Source organism: Nonomuraea sp. GTA35, from assembly GCF_041950525.1.
Classification (GTDB): Bacteria; Actinomycetota; Actinomycetes; order Streptosporangiales; family Streptosporangiaceae; genus Nonomuraea.
The window spans coordinates 769,326-791,200 of record NZ_JBGNUV010000001.1 but is presented as its reverse complement, the minus strand read 5'-3'; the positions used below and the strand labels follow the sequence as shown (position 1 = coordinate 791,200).

The 21,875-nt window shown below is 72.7% G+C and carries 21 protein-coding genes; 12 read left to right on the top strand and 9 right to left on the bottom strand.

Going from position 1 to position 21,875, the window contains the following annotated elements; all coding sequences use genetic code 11:
• Positions 1–5 precede the first annotated feature (5 nt).
• Genes ACBJ32_RS03500 through ACBJ32_RS03490 form a run of 3 tightly spaced genes read left to right on the top strand, consistent with a single transcriptional unit; the run spans position 6 to position 3,721 of the window.
• Complete coding sequence (locus ACBJ32_RS03500; RefSeq protein ID WP_375125376.1) at positions 6–1,556, top strand: hydantoinase/oxoprolinase N-terminal domain-containing protein; 1,551 nt, start codon at positions 6–8, stop codon at positions 1,554–1,556.
• Between the two features lie 3 nt (positions 1,557–1,559).
• Positions 1,560–2,630, top strand: a complete 1,071-nt coding sequence (locus tag ACBJ32_RS03495) for a DUF917 domain-containing protein (RefSeq protein WP_375125375.1) — start codon at positions 1,560–1,562, stop codon at positions 2,628–2,630.
• Entirely contained in the window at positions 2,627–3,721 is a 1,095-nt protein-coding gene (locus ACBJ32_RS03490) for a DUF917 domain-containing protein (RefSeq protein ID WP_375125374.1), read from the top strand. The genes ACBJ32_RS03495 and ACBJ32_RS03490 overlap by 4 nt, the downstream gene beginning before the upstream one ends.
• A 53-nt stretch (positions 3,722–3,774) precedes the next feature.
• Here ACBJ32_RS03490 and ACBJ32_RS03485 read toward each other — a convergent pair whose 3' ends face one another.
• The gene (locus ACBJ32_RS03485; protein WP_375125373.1) at positions 3,775–4,443 is read right to left on the bottom strand and encodes an HD domain-containing protein; all 669 of its coding nucleotides are present in this window, start codon (positions 4,441–4,443) and stop codon (positions 3,775–3,777) included.
• Between the two features lie 138 nt (positions 4,444–4,581).
• Between ACBJ32_RS03485 and ACBJ32_RS03480 the strand changes: the two genes are divergently transcribed.
• The 3 genes from ACBJ32_RS03480 (at position 4,582) to ACBJ32_RS03470 (ending at position 7,213) form a co-directional block, all read left to right on the top strand.
• Positions 4,582–5,544 carry a GlxA family transcriptional regulator gene (locus tag ACBJ32_RS03480; protein WP_375125372.1) on the top strand — a complete coding sequence of 321 codons (963 nt, stop codon included), beginning with the start codon at positions 4,582–4,584 and terminating at the stop codon, positions 5,542–5,544.
• Entirely contained in the window at positions 5,541–6,143 is a 603-nt protein-coding gene (locus tag ACBJ32_RS03475; RefSeq protein ID WP_375125371.1) for a DJ-1/PfpI family protein, read from the top strand. Before ACBJ32_RS03480 ends, ACBJ32_RS03475 begins: the two co-directional genes overlap by 4 nt.
• Before the next feature lie 89 nt (positions 6,144–6,232).
• Complete coding sequence (locus tag ACBJ32_RS03470) at positions 6,233–7,213, top strand: DUF1838 family protein (protein WP_375125370.1); 981 nt, start codon at positions 6,233–6,235, stop codon at positions 7,211–7,213.
• 13 nt (positions 7,214–7,226) lie between these two features.
• On the opposite strand, the gene ACBJ32_RS03465 is transcribed toward ACBJ32_RS03470, so the two are convergent.
• From ACBJ32_RS03465 to ACBJ32_RS03450, 4 genes are read right to left on the bottom strand one after another with little or no spacing between them, the layout of a single operon-like run.
• Positions 7,227–7,826 (bottom strand): ATP/GTP-binding protein, encoded by a 600-nt coding sequence (locus ACBJ32_RS03465; protein ID WP_357878952.1) that lies wholly within the window; start codon positions 7,824–7,826, stop codon positions 7,227–7,229.
• Positions 7,807–8,205, bottom strand: coding sequence for a DUF742 domain-containing protein (locus tag ACBJ32_RS03460; protein WP_357878955.1), 399 nt, complete (start codon positions 8,203–8,205; stop codon positions 7,807–7,809). The genes ACBJ32_RS03465 and ACBJ32_RS03460 overlap by 20 nt, the downstream gene beginning before the upstream one ends.
• Positions 8,202–8,633 carry a roadblock/LC7 domain-containing protein gene (locus ACBJ32_RS03455; RefSeq protein WP_253759359.1) on the bottom strand — a complete coding sequence of 144 codons (432 nt, stop codon included), beginning with the start codon at positions 8,631–8,633 and terminating at the stop codon, positions 8,202–8,204. Before ACBJ32_RS03455 ends, ACBJ32_RS03460 begins: the two co-directional genes overlap by 4 nt.
• Positions 8,633–11,032 (bottom strand): nitrate- and nitrite sensing domain-containing protein, encoded by a 2,400-nt coding sequence (locus ACBJ32_RS03450; protein WP_375125369.1) that lies wholly within the window; start codon positions 11,030–11,032, stop codon positions 8,633–8,635. Before ACBJ32_RS03450 ends, ACBJ32_RS03455 begins: the two co-directional genes overlap by 1 nt.
• 309 nt (positions 11,033–11,341) lie before the next feature.
• On the opposite strand from ACBJ32_RS03450, the gene ACBJ32_RS03445 reads away from it, so the two are divergent.
• Positions 11,342–12,478, top strand: coding sequence for a DUF917 domain-containing protein (locus ACBJ32_RS03445; RefSeq protein ID WP_375125368.1), 1,137 nt, complete (start codon positions 11,342–11,344; stop codon positions 12,476–12,478).
• Positions 12,479–12,509: 31 nt separating this feature from the next.
• Positions 12,510–14,171 carry a helix-turn-helix domain-containing protein gene (locus ACBJ32_RS03440; protein WP_375125367.1) on the top strand — a complete coding sequence of 554 codons (1,662 nt, stop codon included), beginning with the start codon at positions 12,510–12,512 and terminating at the stop codon, positions 14,169–14,171.
• Here the strand turns inward: ACBJ32_RS03440 and ACBJ32_RS03435 are convergent.
• From ACBJ32_RS03435 to ACBJ32_RS03425, 3 genes are read right to left on the bottom strand one after another with little or no spacing between them, the layout of a single operon-like run.
• Entirely contained in the window at positions 14,152–15,270 is a 1,119-nt protein-coding gene (locus ACBJ32_RS03435; protein ID WP_357878967.1) for a LacI family DNA-binding transcriptional regulator, read from the bottom strand. The genes ACBJ32_RS03440 and ACBJ32_RS03435 overlap by 20 nt on opposite strands.
• A gap of 32 nt (positions 15,271–15,302) precedes the next feature.
• A complete protein-coding gene (locus ACBJ32_RS03430) occupies positions 15,303–16,160 on the bottom strand; it encodes a PfkB family carbohydrate kinase (protein ID WP_375125366.1) in 858 nt (285 codons plus the stop codon).
• 4 nt (positions 16,161–16,164) lie between these two features.
• On the bottom strand, positions 16,165–17,166 hold the full coding sequence (locus tag ACBJ32_RS03425) for an SIS domain-containing protein (protein WP_375125365.1): 1,002 nt from the start codon (positions 17,164–17,166) through the stop codon (positions 16,165–16,167).
• Positions 17,167–17,424: 258 nt separating this feature from the next.
• Between ACBJ32_RS03425 and ACBJ32_RS03420 the strand changes: the two genes are divergently transcribed.
• From ACBJ32_RS03420 to ACBJ32_RS03405, 4 genes are read left to right on the top strand one after another with little or no spacing between them, the layout of a single operon-like run.
• Positions 17,425–18,738 carry an ABC transporter substrate-binding protein gene (locus ACBJ32_RS03420; protein WP_375125364.1) on the top strand — a complete coding sequence of 438 codons (1,314 nt, stop codon included), beginning with the start codon at positions 17,425–17,427 and terminating at the stop codon, positions 18,736–18,738.
• Positions 18,739–18,748: 10 nt separating this feature from the next.
• Positions 18,749–19,636 carry a carbohydrate ABC transporter permease gene (locus ACBJ32_RS03415; RefSeq protein WP_375125363.1) on the top strand — a complete coding sequence of 296 codons (888 nt, stop codon included), beginning with the start codon at positions 18,749–18,751 and terminating at the stop codon, positions 19,634–19,636.
• Positions 19,630–20,466 carry a carbohydrate ABC transporter permease gene (locus ACBJ32_RS03410; RefSeq protein ID WP_357878982.1) on the top strand — a complete coding sequence of 279 codons (837 nt, stop codon included), beginning with the start codon at positions 19,630–19,632 and terminating at the stop codon, positions 20,464–20,466. Before ACBJ32_RS03415 ends, ACBJ32_RS03410 begins: the two co-directional genes overlap by 7 nt.
• The gene (locus tag ACBJ32_RS03405; protein ID WP_375125362.1) at positions 20,463–21,293 is read left to right on the top strand and encodes a sugar phosphate isomerase/epimerase family protein; all 831 of its coding nucleotides are present in this window, start codon (positions 20,463–20,465) and stop codon (positions 21,291–21,293) included. Before ACBJ32_RS03410 ends, ACBJ32_RS03405 begins: the two co-directional genes overlap by 4 nt.
• 221 nt (positions 21,294–21,514) lie before the next feature.
• Here the strand turns inward: ACBJ32_RS03405 and ACBJ32_RS03400 are convergent, their stop codons facing one another.
• The gene (locus tag ACBJ32_RS03400; RefSeq protein WP_375125361.1) at positions 21,515–21,793 is read right to left on the bottom strand and encodes a LuxR C-terminal-related transcriptional regulator; all 279 of its coding nucleotides are present in this window, start codon (positions 21,791–21,793) and stop codon (positions 21,515–21,517) included.
• Between the last annotated feature and the right edge of the window lie 82 nt (positions 21,794–21,875).

The following is a 21,875-nucleotide window of genomic DNA, read 5'->3' as shown; positions in this document are numbered from 1 at the left end:
TTCTCGTGCGTATCGGCATCGACGTGGGCGGCACCAACACCGACGCCGTCCTCCTGGACGGGCGGCAGGTGCTCGCCGCCGTCAAGACCAGCACCACCGCGGACGTCACCTCCGGCATCGTGGCCGCCATCGCGGGGTTGCAGGAGCAGCGGCCGTTCGACCCGGCGGACGTGCGGGCGGTGATGATCGGCACGACGCACTTCATCAACGCCCTGGTCGAGGCCCGCCGGCTGGCCCCGACGGCGGCGCTGCGGCTGAGCCTGCCGGCGGGGGCCTCGCTGCCGCCGATGGTGGACTGGCCCGGGCGGCTGATCGAGGCGGTGTCCGGGCGCGGCTACCTGGTGCACGGCGGGCACGAGTTCGACGGCAGGCACATCGCCGAGCTGGACGAGGCCGAGGTGCGCAAGGCCGCCGCGGACATGGGCCAGGCCGGGGTGCGCAGCGTCGCGATCACGTCGGTGTTCTCGCCGGTCAACGCCGAGTTCGAGGCGCGTGCCGCGGAGATCGTCGCCGCCGAGCTGCCGGACGCGGCCATCTCGCTGTCCTCCGAGATCGGCCGCATCGGGCTGCTGGAGCGGGAGAACGCCACCATCATCAACGCCGCCCTGCGCGAGCTGGCCGCGCACATCGTGGACGGCCTGGCCTCCTCGGTCAGCGGGGCGGGCATCACCGCGCCGCTGTACCTGAGCCAGAACGACGGCACGCTCATGGACGTGGACTTCGCCCGCCGCTACCCGGTGGCCACGTTCGCCTCGGGGCCGACCAACTCCATGCGCGGCGCCGCCGTGCTGTCCGGGCTCGACACCTGCGCGGTGGTGGACGTGGGCGGCACCACCAGCGACGTGGGCGTGCTGCGGCACGGCTTCCCGCGCGAGGCCACGACCGACGTGACCGTGGCCGGGATCCGCACCAACTTCCGCATGCCGGACGTGCTGTCCATCGGCATCGGCGGCGGCAGCCGGGTACGCGAAGGCGCCGTGGGCCCCGACTCCGTCGGCTACGAGCTGACCTCCAGGGCGCTGGTGTTCGGCGGCGACACGCTGACCGCCACCGACATCGCCGTGGCGGCGGGCCGGGCCGAGATCGGCGACCCGTCCCTGGTCGCGCACCTGGACAGGGGCCTGGTCGAGGCGGCGCTGCGGCGCATCGCCGACGACGTGGCCGACGTGGTGGAGCGCATGCGCACCTCCGCCGAGCCGCTCCCGGTCGTGGCCGTCGGCGGCGGCTCCGTGCTGCTGCCCGACGAGCTGGCCGGCGCGGGCGAGGTGCGGCGGCCCGACCACTACGCCGTGGCCAACGCGATCGGCGCGGCCATCGCCCAGATCGGCGGCGAGGTGGACCGCGTGTACGCCGTCGAGCCCGGCCGCCGCGACGCCGTCGTGGACGCCGCCAAGCAGGAGGCCGTGGACCGGGCCGTGGCGGCCGGCGCGTCCCCCTCGACCGTGCAGATCGTGGACTTCGACGAGGTGCCGATCCCGTACCTGCCCGGCAACGCCACCCGCATCAGGGCCAAGGCCGTGGGCGAACTGCAGCTCACCGACGCGAAGGGACGCTGACACATGCGCGAGATCACACTGGCGGACCTGGACGACATCGCGACCGGCGCGGCCGTCCTCGGCACCGGCGGCGGCGGCGACCCGCACATCGGCCGCCTGCTGGCCGCCTCCGCGGTGCGCGAGTACGGCCCCGTGAAGCTGTGCCCGCTGGAGGAGCTGCCCGCCGGCGCCGCCCTCGTCCAGGTGGCGATGATGGGCGCGCCCACCGTGATGGTGGAGAAGCTGCCCTCCGTCGACCAGGTCTCCGCCGCTGCCGGCGCGCTGAGCGGCTACCTCGGCAGCGGCCTGACCCACATCGCCTGCGCCGAGGCCGGCGGCGTCAACTCGCTCATCCCGGTGGTCGCGGCGGCGCAGCTCGGGCTGCCGCTGGTGGACGCCGACGGCATGGGACGGGCCTTCCCCGAGATCCAGATGGTCCTGCCCACCCTGTACGGCGTGCGCGCCACGCCGATGGCCATCGCCGACGAGAAGGGCAACCGCGCCGTCCTCGACACCGTGGACAACCACTGGGCCGAACGCCTGGCCCGCTCCGCGACCATCGACATGGGCTGCTCCGCCATGATCAGCTCGTACGCGATGACCGGCGCCCAGGCCCGCGACTCGCTCGTGCCCGGCACCCTCAGCCTCTGCGCCGAGCTGGGCAGGCTGGTGCGCGAGTCACGCGCCGCCCACGCCGACCCGGTGGCCGCCGTGGTCGCCCGGCTGGGCGGCTCGACGCTGTTCACCGGCAAGGTGACCGACGTCGAGCGCCGCACCGTGACCGGGTTCGCCCGCGGCACCGCGACCCTGTCGGGCCTGGACGGCGACGCCGGGAGCGCGCTGACGCTGCGCTTCCAGAACGAGTACCTGGTCGCCGAGGTGGACGGCCGGGTGCGGGCGACCGTACCGGACCTGATCTGCACCCTGGACCGCGAGAGCGGCGAGGCCGTCACGACCGAGGCGCTGCGGTTCGGGCAGCGGGTGACGGTCATCGCCGCCCCCGCGGACCCGCGCTGGCACACCCCCGAGGGGCTGGCGCTGGCCGGGCCGCGGTACTTCGGCTACGACCTCGACCCAGCCGGGGCGGCCGGATGAGCTGGGAGCTGACCGAGGAGGACCTGCCGGACCTGGCCCGCGGCGCCGCCGTCCTGGGCACGGGCGGGGGCGGCGACCCGTACGTGGGGCACCTGCTGGTACGCGAGGCCATCCGCGAGCACGGCCCCGTCACCGTGCTGGACCCGGACGAGGTGGACGACGACACGCTGGTCATCCCCACCGCCCAGATGGGCGCGCCGACGGTGGTGCACGAGAAGCTGCCGCGCGGCACGGAGCCGGTCGCCGCGCTGCGCGCGCTGGAGGCGCACCTGGGCAGGAAGGCCGGCGCGACCATGCCGATCGAGTGCGGCGGCATCAACTCGATGATCCCGCTCGTCGTCGCCGCCAGGACCGGCCTGCCCGTCGTGGACGCCGACGGCATGGGGCGCGCCTTCCCCGAGCTGCAGATGGAGACGTTCGCGGTGTACGGGGTGCCGGGCTCGCCGATGGTCGTGGCCGGGGAGCGCGGCGAGACCACGATCATCGACACCGGCGCCGACAACGCGCGCATGGAGTGGCTGGCCCGCGGCGTCACGATCCGCCTCGGCGGCGTGGCGCACATCGCCGAGTACCCGATGACCGGCGCCCAGGTCAAGCGCACGGCCGTGCCGCGCACGCTGTCGCTCGCCCGCACGGTGGGCCGCACGCTCGGGCAGGCCAGGCAGAGCTCGGCCGACCCGATCGCGGCGCTGGCCGAGGCCCTGCGCGACACCCTGTACGGGCACCTGCGCGTGCTGTTCCGCGGGAAGGTCACCGACGTCGAACGGCGTACCGAGGGCGGCTTCGCCCGCGGCAGGGCGGCGGCGGTGTCCTTCGACGGGCGGCACGAGCTGGAGCTGTTGTTCCAGAACGAGCATCTGGTGGCGCTGGTGGACGGCCAGGCGCGCTGCCTCGTCCCGGACCTGGTGTGCGTGCTGGAGTCGGAGCAGGCCGAGCCGATCACCACCGAGAGCCTGCGGTACGGCCAGCGGATCACGGTCGTGGGCATCTCCACGCCCGCCCTCATGCGCACCCCCGAGGCGCTCGCGGTGTTCGGGCCCGCCGCGTTCGGCCTGCCGTACGCGTTCAGGCCCGTCGAGGAGGTCGCGTGAGAGGGGCGGAGGCGTCCTCCGGCGGGTGAGGGGTCAGGCCGCCGGAGGATCGGTCAGGCCGCCGGGGGGTCGTAGTCGTTCCAGCTCGGCGGCTGGGTCATGAGCTGCTGCCAGGTGGGCCAGCTCTGGCCGGTGTGCTGGCGCAGGAGCTCGCCGGTCAGGGTGAACGGCGGTGCCTTGTGGGGCTGGGCGAGCCCCTGGGCGACGATCGCGTCGTACAGGGCGGCCGAGGCCCGCAGGCGGGGCAGCGCCGCGTGGATGCGGTCGGCGTAGCCGGCCGGGAGGGTGTAGGGCCCGTGCGGGCCGAGGTCGAAGCCGGCGCCCGCCGAGACGAGCGCGATCTCCGGCCGCTTGCGCAGGGCGACGTCGGGGTGCAGATGCAGGGCGATGGCGTCCCAGACGACCTCGAGGCGCTCGGGCGACACTCCCAGGCCGGTGAGGAAGCTGACGGCGTGGTCGGCGCCGTCGATGTCGAAGGGCTGCTCGCTGCCGCTCAGCCCTGTGTCGCCCAGCCCCGTGTCGTGCAGCACGCAGCCGAGGAACAGCAGCTCGTCGTCGTAGTCGTGGCCGGGGCGCCGCCCCTCCTGCTCGCCGATGAAGCGGCCGTACAGGTAGCTGCGCATGCTGTGGTTGAAGATGGCCGGGTGCTCGATGTCCCGGGCGTGCCGCATCGCGGCCAGGGCGAGGTCGGTGCGGGGGAAGGGGAGGGAGTCGTAGTCCACCGGAGGTCCTCTCGGCAATCCTTCAGTTAGCTTGAAGCTTACTGGATGCTTCAGGCACCCTGAAGGTTGGAGGACATGGCGCGATCTGTGGGAAGCATGTCGTTGACGCCATCCCGGCGCGAGCGCGAACCTGGGGACGTGCACTCATCCCGCATCGCCTTCGTGATCTTCGAGGGCTTCCAGTCGCTCGACCTCGTCGGGCCGCACGAGGTGTTCCGGCAGGCGGGAGGCTACGACTGCAAGATCGTGGCCCCCCTGTCAGGGCCGGTGAACGCCGAGAGCGGCCTGCCGGTGCACGCCGGGCACGGGGTCACGGCGCTGCGGCCGACCGGCTTCGACACGCTGATCGTCGCCGGCGGCGCGGGCGTCTACACCGCCAGGCACGACCCCGGCCTGACCGGCTGGATCGCCGCCGCCGCCCGCGACGCCCGGCGGGTCGCCTCCGTCTGCAGCGGAGCGTTCCTGCTGGCCGAGGCCGGCCTGCTGGACGGCCGGCGCGTCACCACCCACTGGGCCAGGGCCGAACGGCTCGCCCGGGAGTACCCCGCCGTCACCGTCCAGCCCGACCCCATCTTCATCCGAGACGGCCGCATCTGGTCCTCCGCCGGAGTGACCGCCGGCATGGACCTCGCCCTCGCCCTGGTGGAGGAGGACCAGGGACAGCAGGTGGCCCTGAAGGTGGCCCGCCAGCTCGTGCTGTTCCTGCGCAGGCCCGGCAACCAGTCCCAGTTCAGCGTGGGCCTGTGGTCGATGCAGCCCTCCTCCGACCCGATCCGCCGGGCCGTGACGGCCGTCCACGCCGACCCCGGCGCCCGGCACGACATCGCCGGCCTGGCGGCGCACGCCGGGCTCAGCCCCCGCCACCTGCAACGCCGCTTCACCACCGAACTCGGCATCCCGCCCGCCGCCTACGTCGAACGGGTCCGGGTGGAGGCCGCGCAGCGAGCCCTGGAGAACGGCGGCGACCCCGTCGAGGCCATCGCCCGCCGCTACGGCTTCGGCACCGCCGAGACCCTGCGCCGCAGCTTCCACCGCTGCCTGGGCATCGCCCCCTCCGACTACCGCGACCGTTTCCGATCCACCACGGGAGAACACCTGTGACCACGTACGGACTGCTGCTCTTCGACGTCGCCGAAGAACTCGACTTCGCCGGCCCCTGGGAGGTCTTCACCACCTCGGCCATCCTGCGCGGCGGCGCCGACACCGCGCTGCTCGTCGCCGAGCACCCCGACCCCGTCCGCTGCGCCAAGGGCATGCACGTGCTGCCCGACCGCACCCTGGGCGACCACCCGCCGCTGGACGTCCTGCTGGTGCCCGGCGGCCGCGGCGCCCGCGAGATCGAACCGCACAACCCCGCCGTCACCGGCTGGATCGCCAAGACCGCCGCCCAGGCCGACTGGGTCATGAGCGTGTGCACCGGCGCCTTCCTGCTCCACGCCGCCGGCCCCGCCCGCGGCCGCCGCGTGGCCACGCACCGCACCTACGAGGACGCCCTGGAAGCGCGCGGGGACGTCACCGTCGTCCGCGACGCCCGCTACGTCGTCGACGGCGACCTGATCACCACCCAGGGCGTCTCCGCCGGCATCGACGGCGCGCTCTGGCTCATCGGCCGCCTGCACGGCCGCGACCACGCACGCGCCGTACGCCGCGAGATCCAGTACGAGCCCGCCCCGCCCTACCTCGCCGACGAGCCCCTCTGACCGTGCCGCCCCGCGCCACCGGCCAGGGCTGGACAACCCGTCTCACCGCATGATCACAATATGGCGCTGTTCGATATGAAAGGCCGAACGTGATCAGAAAAGGCATCGCGGGGCTGCTGGCCCCGATCGCCATACTTCTCAGCACCAGCGTCACGGGTGCCGCAGCGCAGGACGGAGCCCCCGCGCCCACCCATCCCGGCCCGGTCTACGCGACCGTCACCGACACGAGCGGGAAGCTGTCCTTACAGACGTTCGGGCGTCCGGACGGAAAGGACATGGTGTTCCGGATCTCCGGATCGGTGTACGCCAACATCGAGGGCAACAACCTGGACCCGGCGATGCGGCACGGCCAGAAGCTGTTCAACATCGAGGGCTACAACATCCGGCGGCTGTACCGGGTCCCCGACACCAACCAGCTCTACCAGCTCTCGCGGGAGATCGTCTTCTACACCGATCCGGCGGATCCGCGACGGGTCCTGCGGGAGTGGAAGAACCCGATCGACGGCAAGACGTACCCGGTCGTCCCCATCAACAACGACACGGTGAACTTCGGCCCGTTCACGATCACCTCCGCCTACGCCGGCCCGCCGCTGCAGCACCTGCACGACGAGACGGTGTGGACCAGCGACATCCCCGTCCGCACGAACTTCGCCACCACCCTCGGCGAGGGGTTCGGCCTGACCGGAGGCGTGTACGCCGCGCAGGAGATGTTCGACTTCTCCGTCGATGAGCGCGAGGTGGCGGAGCGCACCGGGCCCGGCGTGCCGGGCGGCGCGATGGAGACGAAGATCAGCTGGGCGCGGACCAGCCCGTGGGCGCCGTTCATGTGCCTGCCGGAGACCGACGTGCGCGGCCAGCTCACCTACCACGCCCGGAGCTGGTCGCTGGAGTCCTACGCCCAGATCGAGCCGTGGCTGCGGGCCGAGGTCGAGGCGGGCTACCCGCTGTACAAGTCCGCCCCCGGCGCGCCGGGGGCGAGCGAGAACTCCTGGACGTCCTTCTACAACAAGCAGCTCGGCAAGGGGGCCACCACCTGGGCAGGATGGTGCGCCGCCAACGGCCGCGCCTGAACGCCGGAACCGGTCACGGCACGGGGTGCGGTGCGGTGCGGGCCTTGGCGGCCATCAGATGGTCGATGAGCGCCAGCAGCACATCGCGCCCCTCCTTCCGGTCACGGGCGTCACACAGGACCAGGGGCACCTGCGGGTCGAGATCGAGCGCCTTGCGGATCTCCTCCCGCGTCCGGTCCCGGACACCGTGGAAGCAGTTGACGCCGACGACGAAGGGGATGCCGCGGCTCTCGAAGAAGTCGATGGAGGCGAAGCTCACCTCCAGCCGGCGGGTGTCGACCAGGACGACCGCGCCCAGCGCTCCGTTGACCAGGTCGTTCCACATGAACCAGAAGCGCTCCTGCCCCGGCGTGCCGAACAGGTAGAGCACCAGGTGGTCGTTGATGGTGATGCGGCCGAAGTCCAGCGCGACGGTGGTGGTGGACTTGCCGCTCACGCCGTCCAGGTCGTCGACGCCGACGCTGGCATGGGTCAGGTACTCCTCCGTACGCAGCGGGGCGACCTCGCTCACCGCGCCCACCATGGTCGTCTTCCCGACACCGAACCCGCCGGCGATCAGGATCTTCACCGCCAGGGGCGCATCGTCCCCGTGGTCAGAGTTTGCGTAACCCATCCCTCACCGCCTCAAGGATTGCCATGTCGGGGAAACCGCCTGCCTGCGCGAACGCCAGCGGTGGCCGGGCCCGCGCCTGACCCGACTCGATCAGATCACCGATGAGAATCTTGGTCACCGACACCGGGAGGTCCAGCGCGGCGGCGATCTCCGCCACCGCCAGCGGCCGCAGGCACAGCGCGTGGATGGAGCGGTGCTCCGGCTGCCATCTCCGCTGGCCGCGTCCCGTCTCCTCGAGCACCTCGGAGACCGCCGCCACCACGGTGATCAGCGCCAGGTCCTCCCGCTCGGCAGCGGTTCGCCCGCCGGTGATCGTGTAAGGACGGACAAGGGGCTCGTCGGCGTCGTCGTCGGCGAACCCCTCCGTCCAGTGTTTCATCCGTGTCCCCAGACATCGTGGCCCTGCGGGGTGCGCGCGTCGGTGCCCAGCTTCTTCCCGACCTGCTGGATCAGGGTGTGCATGGCCACGCTCATGAGCTCGGCGTCGACCTCCTGGGAGGCGACCACGGCCAGGTGGGTGCCCCGGCCCGCGGCGGTGATGAACAGCCACAGATCAGCCATCTCGATGATGACCTGGTGGACCTGCCCGCCGCCGAAGAGCTGCCCGGCGCCGCGGGCCAGGCTCTGCTGGCCGGTGGCGATCGCGGCCAGGCGTTCTGCGTCCGCGCGCTTGATGGTCCGCGACCGGCTGATCACCAGGCCGTCGTCGGACAGCACGATGGCGTGCCGGGTGCCCGCGACTTGATCGACCAGGCCGTCCAGCAGCCAGTCCAGGTCCGTGTCGGTGGCGGTGGTGCGCTGCGTCATCATCGATCTTCCGTCGTCGGGGAGGTGGGTTCGGGGGATCCGCCCGGCGGGGTCGGAGAGACGTCCTCGCCGGTGCGGCGCTTTCTGGACTGCCGTTGGAAGGCGCCGATCATGGCGCCGGATCGGGCGGGTTGTTCGCGTTCGGCCCAGCTCTCCTGGTCGCCGCCGTCGCCGGGGTCCGCCGGGACCTTGAGCTCCTCTGCCAGGCTGGCCTGGCGGACGCGCTGAGGGAGCGGCCGGAGGCCGGACGCCGCCGGCGAATCGGGCGCCGCCGGCGATCCGGGCAGCGGCGATCCGGGTGCAGCCGTGACGGAGGCCATCGCGCGTCCCCTGGCACGGGTCGGCAACGCCCCGTCCCGGTCCGGCGGGCGGGGAGGTTCCGTGGCCGCCCGCGGGGCGGCCGCCTCCTCGGGGGCCGCGACGGGCTCCGGCGCCGTACGCGGGCGGTCCACCACCAGCGTCTCCGGCAGGAGAACGATGACGCGGGTGCCGCCGAAGGCCGACGAGCGCAGCTCCACCTGCACGCCCAGGCTCGCGGCGAGCCGGGCCACCACGTAGAGGCCCAGGCGCACGTCGTCGGCGTGCGTCATCATGTCGAGCTGCGGCGGCGACTGCAGCAGGGCGTTGACGGCGTCGTACTGCTCGGGCTCCATGCCCAGGCCGCGGTCCTCGATCTCCACGGCGACGCCCCGGCTGACCGGTGCGGCCCGCACCTCGACAGGGGTCAGCGGCTTGGAGAAGGTGGTGGCGTTCTCCATCAGCTCCGCCAGGACGTGGATCAGCGGCCCCACGGCGCGCTCGGCGATCCAGGGCTCGCCCTCGACGTCGATGGAGATCCGGCGGTAGTCCTGGACCTCGCTCTGCGCGGCCCGCAGCACGTCGAGCAGGCGTACCGGCTTGCGCCAGCGGCGCTGCGGCTGGCCGCCGCCGAGGATCACCAGGTTCTCCTCGTAGCGGCGCAGCCGGGCGGTCAGGTGGTCCAGGTCGAACAGGCCCTCCAGCACCTCGGGATCCTCGTGCTTGCGCTCGAGCTCGTCCAGCTTCTTCAGCTGCAGGCCGATGAGGATCTGGGTACGGCGGGCGATGCGCTGGAGCATGCGCTGGAAGCCGCGGTGCTGTTCGGCCTGCCGCACCGCGGTGCGCACGGCGCTGCGACGGGCCAGGTTCAGCGCCTGCCCGAGTTCGCCGAGCTCGTCGCCGGTGGGCTCGATCATGCGCACCTCGGCGTCCGCGTCGACGTCCTCGCCGCGCTCCAGGCGGGCGACCACGTCGGGCAGCCGCTCCTGGAGCTCCTGGGCGTCGTGACGCAGGTGCAGGATGCGCCGCCGGAGCACGGAGGTCAGCCGCCAGCTCGTGAAGATCACCAGGCCCAGAGCGAGCACGCCCACGGTGGAGATGCTGACGAACACCGTGAAGATCATGTCGGCGTGGCCGTAGCCGACCCTGCCGAGATGCTCGAACCGCAGGCCGACCAGCTCGCGCAGCTGCCCGGTGACCGTCTCCGCCGAGGAGCGCCATTCGGCGCTGTCGTCGCGGAGCCTCACCTGGTCGCCGTCGGCGAGCGACAGCCGCCCCTCCACGGCGGTCATGGTGCGCCAGGCCTGGCCGTCGGTCATCTTCGCGTACCGGGTCTCCTCCCCCGTCAGAGCGGGCACCACCCGGGCGTGCATGAGGTGGTTCCTGGTGCCGGCGGCCTCGGTGACGATGTTGTACTCGCTCCTCGTCAGCCTGCCGGTCGGCCAGCCGCGCGCCAGGACGGCGTCCTCGCGGCCGACCATGTCGACGATCCAGAGCAGGTCGACCAGGGGCCGCGCCGTGGTGTTCACCTGGCCCTCGCCGGTGTTGCCGAGGGCGGCCAGCACGCGCAGGCCCGACTCGATGACGCCGCTGTAGTACTCGAACGCCTGGCGGCCGCTGGACCAGCCCGAGTCCACCGCCCGGCGCTGCTGGTCGAGGAGGCCGAGCTCGCGCCCGGTCGTGGCCAGGGCCTCGGCGAGGCCCTCCTGCGCGTCGGCCGGGTCCAGCGCGGTGAGGGGACGGAAGGCGCGCACGGCCCGGTCGGTCGCGGCCCGCTGCTCCGCGAGCCTGTCACGCGCGGCGCCACCGGGGGCGGTCTGCACCTGCGCGGTCAGCCTGCGCTCCCGGTCCAGGGCGAAGAACAGGTCGGCCGCCGGCCTGCCGACCTTCGTGGTGGCCAGGTCCATCTGGACCTTCTCCGTCCGCCACTGCCCGAACAGCTGCGACATGCCCGACGCCAGCAGCGGGGTGAACGTCACGGTCGGGACGATCACCACGACGAGCAGCACCGTACGCAGGCGCAGCCGGCGCACCCCCGCCGGCCCGCTGGTGTCGTCGGGGGTCCCCGTTGGCCGTCGCCTGTTCCTGCCCCATCCAGCCACGTGCAGGACACTCCTCGCCGATCGGTGAAACCCAGGACGTAGATCGCCGCAGAGGCGATCGGTGCCCGATCGTAGCCATACGGCAGTTGAACCGGAAAGTCCCTCTTCCTGAGCGGAATCTACCGTTACCTACCGGAGGCCGCCCCGGCGACGGCGCTCCCCAGCCAGGCATGGGTGGCCGCCGCCACGAGGGCCGGGAGGATCGGCTCCGCGATCCGGAGACCTGTCTCCAGCGGGGCCGCGCCGCGGGGTCCGCGCGGCGCTGAGGGTGCGCGACGCCGCGCCGGCCGCGTGCGGCAAGCTGAGGGCATGCTGCGCATCGAGTCGCCGGACGTGGACGCGCTGGAGCGGGGCGTGGCCGTGCTCGGCTCCGGGGGCGGCGGCGACAGCCGGACCGCGGCCACGCTGCTGCGCCGGCGGCTGGCCGAGGGCCTGGACGTCGCCGTGCGCCCGCTCGACGGCCTGCCTCCCGGCGCGCGGGTCGTGCCGGTGGGCGTGGTCGGCGCGACCGCCGTCTTCGCCGAGAAGCTGCCCGGCGGCCACGAGGTCGCCGCCGCCGTGGAAGCCATCCAGCGCTGGACGGGCGAGCGCGCCGACGCGCTGGTCTCCATCGAGATCGGCGGGCTGAACGGCGTCCTGCCGCTGGTCGCCGCCTGCGACCTCGGCCTGTGCGCGGTGGACGCCGACCTGTCGGGGCGCGGGCTGCCGCGGCTGGACCAGCTCTCCCTGGCCGCCGCCGGCCGCCCGCTCACCCCGGCCGCGCTGGCCGAGCCGAGCGGGCAGGTGCTCGTGCAGGGCACCGGCGCGCCCGCCGACCTGGAGCGCACCGCCCGCACCTTCCTGCCCGCCGCGGGCGGCTGGGCGGCGCTCGCCCTCGCCCCCGTCCCGGCGGGCGAGCTGGCCGCCTGCTGCGTGACCGGCTCCGTGTCCGGCGCGGTGCGGCTGGGGCGGCGGATCCTCGCCCTCGGCGAGTCACCCGACCCCGGACGGCTGGCCGCCGCCACCGGAGGGCGGGTGCTGTCCGTGGGGCGCGTGGTGGAGGTCACCCGGCGGCCCGGGCCCGAGGTTCACGGGCGGCCGGGGTTCGCGCGCGGCAGCGTCACGCTGACCGGGCACGCGTCGGGTGAGCTGCTGCGGGTGGAGATGGAGAACGAGTACCTGCTCGCGCTGCGTGACGGGCTGGTCGTGGCGTCCACGCCGGACGTGATCGCGGTGCTGGACCGGCGGACCGGAGTGCCGATCGCGGGGGACACGGTTCGGGTGGGTATGGAGGTCATGGTGCTGCAGGTGGCGATCTCGGCGTTCTGGACCGCTCCAGGCAGGATCGGGGTTCTCGCCCCGCGCGCCTACGGGCTGGACTCCGATCCCGTGCTGCTGGAGCGAGGCGGGGAGTCCGTCGATCCGGGCCCGGAAGGGCGCGCCCAGCCCGGCGGGGCGGGCGCGTGACCGGATCGAGGGGACTTCTGGAGGTGCGCCGATGACCAGCGTGCGCAGGCTGCTGGCGCTGCCCGAGTGGAGCGGCCAGGTGCGGGTGCTCGCCGGGGCGGCCGGGCTCGACGCGCCGGTACGCACCGTCCGGCCCGTCGCCGACCCGGCAGCCGGTCATGCCGTCGCCGCCGACGAGCTGATCATCGTCACGACCCCGCCGCAGCCCGCCGACTGGCGCGTGGACGCGCTGCTGCGCCGGGTGGTGGACGCCGGCGGCGCGGGCGTGCTCGTGCCCTGCGGCCCCGCGACGGGCACCGGGACAGCGCCAGGCTCCGGCGCGCCGGCGGGCACCGGGACCATGGTGGGCACCGGGACCACGACCGGCTCCGAAACCACGACCGGCTCCGGGGCCGCGGCGGGGTCCGGGAGCTCGTCGGGACCGGAGGTGTCGCGGGCGACGTTGCTGCTGGCCGACCGGCTCGGCCTGCCGCTGCTCGGCACCGTGGGCGGTGACCCGCTGGAGCTGGTCGTCGCCGCCCGGCTGCTGCTGGCCGAGCCGGAGATCGACCGCGCCCGGCTCGTGCTGGCCGCGCACCGCGCCTTCGACAACCGCACCTGCGCCCCCGAGGACGTGGTGCGCAGGCTGAAAGACCTGCTCGGGGTGCCGGTGGCGCTGCTCGACGACCGAGGGGAGCCGCTGGCCGGGGAGGTCGCCGAGCCCGGCGCCGTGCGCGTGGACGAGTTCGTCCCGCAGCGCGTGGCGCTGGCCGGCGGGGTGCTGCTCGCCCATCCGGCGCTGCTGCCGCACCCGGCGCGGCCGACGCTCTGGCTGGTGGCCGAGCTGCGGGGCACGGCGGCGGCGCGGGCCGAGATCGTGCCGCCCGCCCTGGCCGTGGCCGCCGCCGCGGTGCAGCGCTGGCTGCTGGCCCACCGCGTGGAGCTGGAGCGCGACGCGCGGGCCCGTACCGCGCTGCTGGGCGACCTGCTGCGGCTGGACGCCGAGCCCTCGGCCCAGCTGCGCAGGCGGGTGGCCGACGCGGGATGGCAGCTCGGCGGCTGGCACGTCGGCCTGCGCATCGGCGCGGTCCCCGCGCTCGACCTGGTGCCGTGGACGGCCGAGATCTCCCGCGTCCTGCGCGCGGAGGGCGTGGAGGCGGTGGTCGTCGAGCACGGCGAGGGCTGGACGGGCTGGACCACGTTCGCCCAGGAGCCCACGCCCGCGCGGGTCCGCGCCCTGGCGGCCAAGCTGCGCGCCGCCCACAGGAAGCTGAGCGGCTCGATCGCCGACCACATGGGGGTCGGCCGGCCGCACCCCTGGCCGGAGGGGCTGGCCGGCACGGTGGCGGAGGCCACGGACGCGGCCAGGCTCGCCGCGACCCGCCCGGAGGCCGGCTTCTTCCTCCAGGTGGACCAGCTCGGCATGGCGCAGCTCCTGCTGGAGTGGACCAGGACCGACACCTTCGAGCCCGCCGCCCGCGCGCTGCTGGCGCCCCTGCGCGACCAGCCGGGCGACCTCATCCGTACGCTGTCGGCCTACCTGGACGCGGAGTCGTCGATCGCGGAGACCGCCGCCGTGCTGGGGGTGCACCGCAACACCGTGGCGGCCCGCATCGACCGCGTGGAGCGGCTGCTGGGCGTGGACCTCGGCCACCGGGACGAGCGCCTGGCCCTCCACCTCGCCTGCCGCACGGTCACCCTGCCCGGCCGCTGACCCCTCCGTCACGGAAGACCGGCGGCGCGACCGAGGAGCGGTGGATGAGCCGGGAGCGCAGGGTGTGCATCTCGCGCGCGGGCTCGGCCCCGCCGAGGATGTCGAGCAGGACCTGGGCCGCCTTGGCGCCCAGCTCGTGCACCGGCTGCGCGATCATCGTGAGCGGCGGCTCCATCACCGCCGCCCACGCGCTGTCGTCGAACCCGATCAGCGCCACGTCGTCCGGGTACGACAGCCCCGCCTTCCGCAGCGCGCGCAGCGAGCCTGTCATGCCGTCGGTCTCGGAGCAGAACACGGCGGTGACCCGGTCGGGCAGCGCGAGCATGCGGCCGACCTCGGTGACGACGCGCTCCTCGGTCTTCGGCCCGACCATCACGAGCTGCGGGTCGAACGGGATGTGCGCGTCGTCGAGGGCGTCGAGGTAGCCGCGCAGCCGCTCGCCGTCGGTCCACAGGTTGCGCGAGGCCGCCGTCAGCAGCTCGCGCCTGGTGGCCGGCGCCTCGGCCACGGGAGGCCCCCAGACGAAGCCGATGCGCCGGTGCCCGGCGGCGATGAGCACCTCCACCGCCTCGCGGGCGGCGTCGCGGTTGTCGATGACGACGGAGTCGAGGTCGAGCGCGGAGACGGCGCGGTCGACGAGCACGACCGGGATGCCCCGGTCGATGGCGGCCTTGAGGTGCGCGACCTGGTCGCGGCCGAGCGCGGCCGAGGCCACGATGACGCCGTCGACGCGCTTGTCGATGAGCACGTTGGTGGCCGCCACCTCCTCCTGCAGGTTCTCGTACGTGCTCAGCACGATCACGTCGAACCCCCGCGCCCGCGAGGTGTCGGAGACGCCCCGCAGCAGCCCGGCGAAGAACGGGTTGCCGATGTCGGCCACGATGACGCCCAGGGTGTGGCTCACCCCGGTGGACATGCTGCGCGCGAGCGCGTTGGCGCGGTAGCCGAGCTTCTCCGCCGCCGCGAGCACGCGGGCGCGCAGCTCGGGGCTGACGTATCCGTAGCCGCCCAGCGTGCGCGCCGCCGTGGCCCTGCCCACGCCGGCCTCCGCCGCCACCTCGGAGATCGTCGGCCCCGCCTGGCCGCGGTCAGTCGGCATGGATCCCGTCCCTTGTCACTGAATCATGCTAGCTACGCGCTGGTACGGCCGTGCCCGAAGGCGCCTTCGACGAAGCACTGCGCGTGCGCCGCCTCCGCGCCCCTGTGCAGCGCCCGCTCGATCGCGGCGGGCGCCGCCGGATGGCCGGCGGCCCAGCCGTCGCGCAGCAGCGAGACGGCGAACCCGGCGAGGAAGGCGTCGCCGCAGCCCATCGTGTCCACGATGTCCTCGGCGAGCCAGGCCGGGGCCGACACGGTGACGTTCCCGTCATGGGCGAAGGCGCCGGCCACGCCGCGGGTGCCGAGCGCGAGCCCGGCCCCCCGGCGTACGGCCTCGGCGAGCAGGTCCGCCGTGGCGTCCTCGTCGAGGTGGGAGCAGGACAGCAGCACCAGGTCGGCGTGCGGGCAGACCCGGTCGAGGTAGGCCGGGTCGCGGTACTCCTCCTCGCTGGACAGGTCGAAGCTGACCAGGGGGCCGAGCCCGGCCAGCTTGGGCAGCTCCGGCTCGCTGCGCGAGTAGACGCTGGAGTGCACCAGGTCGAAGCCGCCCAGGTAGCCGAGCAGGTCCGCGTCGAGCGCCAGCGGCTCGCGTACGGTGACGCCGCCGCCGTTCCAGCCCAGGAAGACGCGCTCGCCCTCGTCCACGCGCAGGCGGGAGACGCCGCTCTCGCCCGCGCGGACGACGCAGCGGTCCATGGCCACGCCCTCGGCGGCGATCGCGCCGCGCAGGAACGCCCCGAGCCCGTCGTCGCCGAAGACCCCGAGGTAGGCGGACTCGACGCCGAGCCTGCGGGCGTAGACGGCGACGTTGACGCTGTTCCCGCCGGGGTAGTCGATGCCCCGGTCGACGAACCGGTCGACGATGTTGTCGCCGAAGCCGAGCACTCTCATCGGCTCAGTAGTCCATGACCCGGTAGTAGCGGCGCAGGTCGAGCGAGTGGTCGCGGACCCGCTCCAGGTGCTTGCTGACCCGGCTCATGACGGTGTCGAGCACGAGCGGCGCGAGCAGGCCGCGGAACTCGGGGCTGATCCCGGTGAGCGGGTAGTCGCGGGTGTCGAAGACCGTGACGTCCTTGGAGACGCGCCTGGCGAAGGCCTCGGCGCGGTCGGTCAGGGCGCGGGTCTCGTCCTCGCCCTGGAAGACGATGACGCTGGTGTCCTCCTCCAGCAGCTCCAGCGAGCCGTGGAAGAACTCGGCGCTGTGCACGCGGGTGGTGCGCAGCCACTGCATCTCCTCGAGGATGCACATGGAGTAGAGGTAGGTGAAGCCCCAGAGGTTGCCGCCGCCGATGAGGAAGTAGTAGTCGCTGTCCTTGTGGGCGTCGGCGAACGCGGCGGCCACCGGCTCGGCCTGCCTGGCCACCTCGACGAGGATCTCCGGGATCCCGGCCAGCTCGCCGGCGAGCTTGTCGTAGCCGTCGAACTCGCCGCGGCGCGCCAGCAGCCTGCCCATGAACAGCAGGAGCTGGAAGTCGAACGGCCAGGTCTTGGGCCGGGAGATCAGCGCCGTGTCCACCTTGGCGGCCACGGGCGAGTCGGGGTGGCCGGTGAAGGAGATCGTGTACGCCCCCTTGGACCTGCAGTACTCGATGGCCCGCACGCTGTCGTCGGTCGTGCCCGAGACCGAGGTGAACAGCGCCACCGTGCGCTCGCCCAGCCGGGCGTCACCGGAGGCGATCAGCTCGGCGGCGATCACGGCGCGCACGTCGAGCGCCGAGGCGCGCCGGGCGAGGTGCTCGTACGGCCACATCTGCGCGTACGTGCCGCCCGCCCCGACCAGGAGCAGGGTGTCGAACCCCTCGTCCACGAGCCGGTCGACCAGCTCCTCGATCTGAGGGCGCAGGGCCACCGCGCTCGCCACCTGGGAGACAAATTCCGGCTCGTCGAATCCGAGCATCGTCGCATCCTTTCGCAGAACCCGGCGTCCGCCTGATCGGGACCTGATACCGGTATCACGCGGGGGTCACGTTGACACAGGCCACCGCGCGGCGTCAACAGCCGTCCTCCGAGATGCCGGTCTGAGCTGCGACTACATCACCTCTCGTCAGGTCACGCCAGGTTAACGAATGAAAGATCTTGGTGAACGGGTCTGGTACCGGTATCAGACGAGCTGTATGGTCGGCCAACACCACGCACCGGTGGAGAAAGGAAGCCCATGCGCCCTCGCGCCCTGCCGACGTTCGCGGCACTCCTCGGGACACTCACGCTGGCCGCCTGCTCCGGCGGCGGAACCACCCAGGCCCCCAAGGCCGACGCCGCCGCCACGCCGGAGTTCTCCGGCACGCTGAGCATCCTCACCAAGTTCGCCGGCGACCCCACGGGCCCCTACTTCGAGAACCTCGCCGCCGCGTACACCAAGCAGCACCCGCAGGTGAAGTTCGAGCTGATCCAGGAGACCGACCAGAGCGTCAAGGACAAGCTCAAGACGCTCACCGCCTCCGACGCGCTGCCCGACATCTACTTCACCTGGACCGGAAACTGGGCCGACAACTACATCCGCGGCGGCCGGGCCGCCGACCTGACCGCGGTCATCGGCCCGGACACCCCGTGGGGCAAGACCTTCAGCCCCGGCTCGCTGGCCGCCTTCGCCCGCGACGGCAAGAACTACGGGATCCCGCTGTACGGCAACGGCAAGTTCATGGGATACAGCAAGAGCGCCTTCGCCAAGGCGGGCGTCGCCCCGCCCAAGACGTTCGAGGAGCTCATCGCCGCCTGCGGGCCGCTGCGCAAGGCCGGGTACGAGCCCATCGCCTTCGGCAACAAGGACGGCTGGCCGGCCCTGCACTACCTGCAGCAGCTCTTCGCCTACAACGTGCCGGACGCCACGCTGCAGGCCGACTTCGCCCCGGCCACCGCCAAGCTCGACGACCCCGGCTACGTCACCGCGCTCAACCAGTTCAAGACCCTGGTCGACCAGTGCACCGACACCAGGAGCGGCACCAACGGCGTGCTCTACAGCTCCGCCCAGGAGGCGTTCGCCAACGGCAAGGCCGCCATGTACTACCAGGAGATCCTGGAGTTCGACAACGCGACGTCGGCCAAGGTCAAGCCGGACGACTTCGGCATCTTCCAGCTCCCGGTACCGCGGAACGCGCCCGGAGACGGCACGGTGCTGGAGGGCTCACCGGAGGGATATCTGATCAACGCCAAGTCGCCCAGGGTCGCGCTCGCGGTGGACTTCATGAAGTTCGCCACCAGCCTGGAGAACGCCAAGACGCTGTCGGCGCCGCCGTACGGGCAGCCCAGCACCGTCGTCGGCGCGGTCACGGAGGAGACCTCCAGCAAGGCCGTCCACGAGGGCGTGCAGCTCGTCAACAAGGCGCCCAAGCTGGCGATCTGGCTCGACACCGTCACCGTCCCCGAGGTGGCCGACGCGTGGCTGGCCGGCGGCGAGGCGCTCATCAGCGGCGGCAAGACGGCGGAGCAGGTGCTCGAAAGTGTCCGCCAGGCCTCGAACGCCGCCAGGTAGGAGCTCCCGCGTGCGCGCCACCCTGCGAAGGACGCTCGGGCTCGCGTGGGTCGTCCCCGCCCTCGTGCTGGTCGGAGTGTTCGTCTACCTCCCCCTCGTGCAGAACCTGCAGTTCAGCACGCTGAAGTGGGACATCTACAGCGGCAGCCAGGAGTACGTCGGCCTCGGCAACTACGCCAAGCTGGTCGAGGACCCCGTCTTCTGGTCGTCGCTGGGCAACAACGTGCTGTACGCGGCGGTCTCCATCGTCTTCCAGGTGTTCGGGGCGCTCCTGCTGGCCGCGCTCATCGAGGGCGTGCGGAGCGAGCGGTGGCAGCGCGCGCTGCGGGCGATCTACTTCATCCCGTCGGCGATCTCCCTGACCGTCGCCGGCCTGCTGTTCTACTTCATCTACGAGCCGAACCTGGGGCCGCTCAACCACGCGCTGAAGGCCGTCGGGCTCGGCGAGCTCGCGCAGGCGTGGCTGGGGCAGGAGAGCACGGCCATGTCGTCGATCATCGCGATGAGCCAGTGGCAGGGCTTCGGCTACTCGACGCTGCTGTTCGCGGTGGCGATCCAGCGCATCCCGGCGGAGATCTACGGCGCCGCCGCCATCGACGGCGTCGGCGCGGTCGGCCGCTTCTTCCGGATCACGGTGCCGCTCGTGCGGGAGATGACCGGGCTCATGGCGATCGTCACGCTCTCGGGCGCGTTCCAGGTGTTCAACGAGGTCATGGTGATGACGGCCGGCGGCCCGGACAACTCGACGCAGGTGCTGGGCACCTGGCTGTACCGCAGCGGGTTCGTACGCAACAACTTCGGGTACGCCGCCGCGATCGCGACCGTGCTGTTCGTGATCACGCTCGGCGTGGCGGTGGCGCAGCTCTGGGTCACCCGCAGGAGAAGGGTGGAATGGTGACGCGCCTGAGCTTCCTCGGGGTGATCGCCCGCGTGTTCATGTGGGCGTTCCTGCTGGCCCTGGCCGTGGTGGTGCTCTACCCGCTGCTGTGGATGACGCTCAACGGGTTCAAGACCAACGCCGAGCTGTTCGGCGACCCGTTCGCGCTGCCGCTGGACTGGAGCTTCGGCAACTACGCCAAGGCGTGGAACCGCGGCGTCAGCGACTACCTCACCACCAGCGTGCTCGTCACGGTGACCTCGACCGTCGCCACCGTGTTCATCAGCGCGTGGGCCGCCTACGGGCTGACACGCGTGGACGTCCCGCTGAACAGGACGCTCACGGCGGTCGTGCTCGGCGGCCTGATGCTCGCCCCGACCGTGGCGCTGGTGCCGCTGGTGAAGCTGTTCCAGGCGATGGGGCTGTACAACACGTTCTGGGCGCTGCTCATCCTCTACACCGCCTTCCGCATCCCGTTCACCACGTTCCTCATCAGGGCGTACATGATCGACCTGCCGCGCGAGGTGGACGAGGCCGCCGAGATGGACGGCGCGGGCCGGTGGACGGCGTTCTGGCGGATCATCCTGCCGATGTGCAAGCCCATCCTCACCTCGACGGTGCTGCTGCACATCCTGTTCACCTGGAACGAGTACCTGTTCGCGATGATCTTCACCAGCGGCTCCGGCGTGCAGACCCTGCCCGTCGGGCTGACGAGCCTGATGAGCAAGCACGGCACCGACTACCCGGTGGTGTTCGCCGGGATGGTGATCGCCGCGCTGCCGGTGGTGCTGCTGTTCTTCCTCGGCCAGCGCTACATCGTCAAGGGCCTCGCAGATGGGATCGGCAAATGATCGAGCCTGCCCGTTTCACCGGATCGAACTTCGCCTACCAGCACCTGCCGTTCGACCGCTTCCTCGACGACATGGCCGACCTCGGCCGGGAACGGCTGGAGCTGTGGGGCATCGCGCCGCAGCTCCACGTCCCCGAGCTGAGCGACGCCGGGGCGCGGGCCGTCCGCCGCCGAGCCGGGTCGCGCGGCATGACCGTCGCCTGCCTCACGCCCGAGCAGGTGATGTACCCGGTCAACCTGGCCTCCCCGGACACCGGGCTGCGGGCACGCAGCGTGGCGATGTTCCGCCGCGCCGCCGAGCTCTGCGCCGAGCTCGGGGCGGAGCTGCTGCTGCTCACGCCGGGGCGCGGCTTCGAGGACGAGCCGGTGGCGGCCGCCTGGCGCCGCTCGGCCGACGCGATCGGCGAGATCACCGCGTACGCCGGGACGCTCGGCGTGACGTGCGTGCTGGAGGCGCTGCAGCGCGTCGAGTCGAACCTGGTCAACGACTCCCGGGCGCTGGCCAGGATGATCGGCGAGATCGGCGCGCCGAACCTGGGCGCCGTGCTGGACACCGTAGCCATGGCCGTGGCCGGCGAGAGCGTGGACGACTACTTCGACGCGCTCGGCGACCGCGTACGGCACGTGCACCTCATCGACGGCCGGCCCGCCGGACACCTGGCGTGGGGCGACGGCGAGCTGCCGCTGGCCGGCTACCTGGAGGCGCTGGACCGGCGGGGGTATCGCGGGCTCATGACGTTCGAGCTGTTCGGGGACGGCACGTACGCCATGGCGCCGCGGGCCGCCGTGGAGCGCTGCCTGGACGCGTGCCGCGGCTTCACCGGCTGAGATCGATCCCGCCACCGCGCTCGGCCGAGGACCGCAGGGACGTGAGAGCGTAGTGGCCGGTCCTGTGTTCCGGGCCGGCCACTACGCCCTCTGGAGGTGGGGCCTGCCGCACGCACACCCTCTTCGAGCACATCACGCCCCCTCTTCACGCCCCCATCTTCTGAGGACATCAGGCGCAACCGTGGAGCAGGCTTTTACCATTCGATGCCTGCGGCGGGCCGTCAGGGCGATCGTTCCGCCTCCGGCCAGTGCGGGCGCAACCGGGACCAGGCGAGCAGGACGTGCACCCGGTCGGGCAGGCCGAGCTTGGCCAGGATGCTCGACACGTGCACCTTCACCGTGTATCGGCTGATGACCAGCCGCGCCGCGATCTCGTCGTTCGACAGGCCCTGGGCGATCAGCCCGCACACCTCGCGCTCGCGCCCGGTCAGCCGCCCCGCCGCCGCCAGCAGCCGGCGGTCCTCCTCGGTGGGCAGCATGGGCTGCAACGCCTCGATCATCCGGGTCGTCGCCTCGGGCGCCAGCACCGACTGGCCGGAGGCGACGATCCGGATGCCGTCACGGATCCGCTCCCCCGGCGCG

What these genes read in the sequence shown, in the direction of transcription:
- ACBJ32_RS03490 (WP_375125374.1), top strand. Translation starts at nt 2,627, where the DNA reads ATGAGCTGGGAGCTGACCGAGGAGGACCTGCCGGACCTGGCCCGCGGC.
- ACBJ32_RS03435 (WP_357878967.1), bottom strand. Translation starts at nt 15,270, where the DNA reads ATGCCGACTGACCGCGGCCAGGCGGGGCCGACGATCTCCGAGGTGGCG.
- ACBJ32_RS03440 (WP_375125367.1), top strand. Translation starts at nt 12,510, where the DNA reads ATGACCAGCGTGCGCAGGCTGCTGGCGCTGCCCGAGTGGAGCGGCCAG.
- ACBJ32_RS03460 (WP_357878955.1), bottom strand. Translation starts at nt 8,205, where the DNA reads ATGAAACACTGGACGGAGGGGTTCGCCGACGACGACGCCGACGAGCCC.
- ACBJ32_RS03425 (WP_375125365.1), bottom strand. Translation starts at nt 17,166, where the DNA reads ATGCTCGGATTCGACGAGCCGGAATTTGTCTCCCAGGTGGCGAGCGCG.
- ACBJ32_RS03400 (WP_375125361.1), bottom strand. Translation starts at nt 21,793, where the DNA reads ATGATCGAGGCGTTGCAGCCCATGCTGCCCACCGAGGAGGACCGCCGG.
- ACBJ32_RS03495 (WP_375125375.1), top strand. Translation starts at nt 1,560, where the DNA reads ATGCGCGAGATCACACTGGCGGACCTGGACGACATCGCGACCGGCGCG.
- ACBJ32_RS03405 (WP_375125362.1), top strand. Translation starts at nt 20,463, where the DNA reads ATGATCGAGCCTGCCCGTTTCACCGGATCGAACTTCGCCTACCAGCAC.
- ACBJ32_RS03455 (WP_253759359.1), bottom strand. Translation starts at nt 8,633, where the DNA reads ATGACGCAGCGCACCACCGCCACCGACACGGACCTGGACTGGCTGCTG.
- ACBJ32_RS03430 (WP_375125366.1), bottom strand. Translation starts at nt 16,160, where the DNA reads ATGAGAGTGCTCGGCTTCGGCGACAACATCGTCGACCGGTTCGTCGAC.
- ACBJ32_RS03465 (WP_357878952.1), bottom strand. Translation starts at nt 7,826, where the DNA reads ATGGGTTACGCAAACTCTGACCACGGGGACGATGCGCCCCTGGCGGTG.
- ACBJ32_RS03445 (WP_375125368.1), top strand. Translation starts at nt 11,342, where the DNA reads ATGCTGCGCATCGAGTCGCCGGACGTGGACGCGCTGGAGCGGGGCGTG.
- ACBJ32_RS03410 (WP_357878982.1), top strand. Translation starts at nt 19,630, where the DNA reads ATGGTGACGCGCCTGAGCTTCCTCGGGGTGATCGCCCGCGTGTTCATG.
- ACBJ32_RS03420 (WP_375125364.1), top strand. Translation starts at nt 17,425, where the DNA reads ATGCGCCCTCGCGCCCTGCCGACGTTCGCGGCACTCCTCGGGACACTC.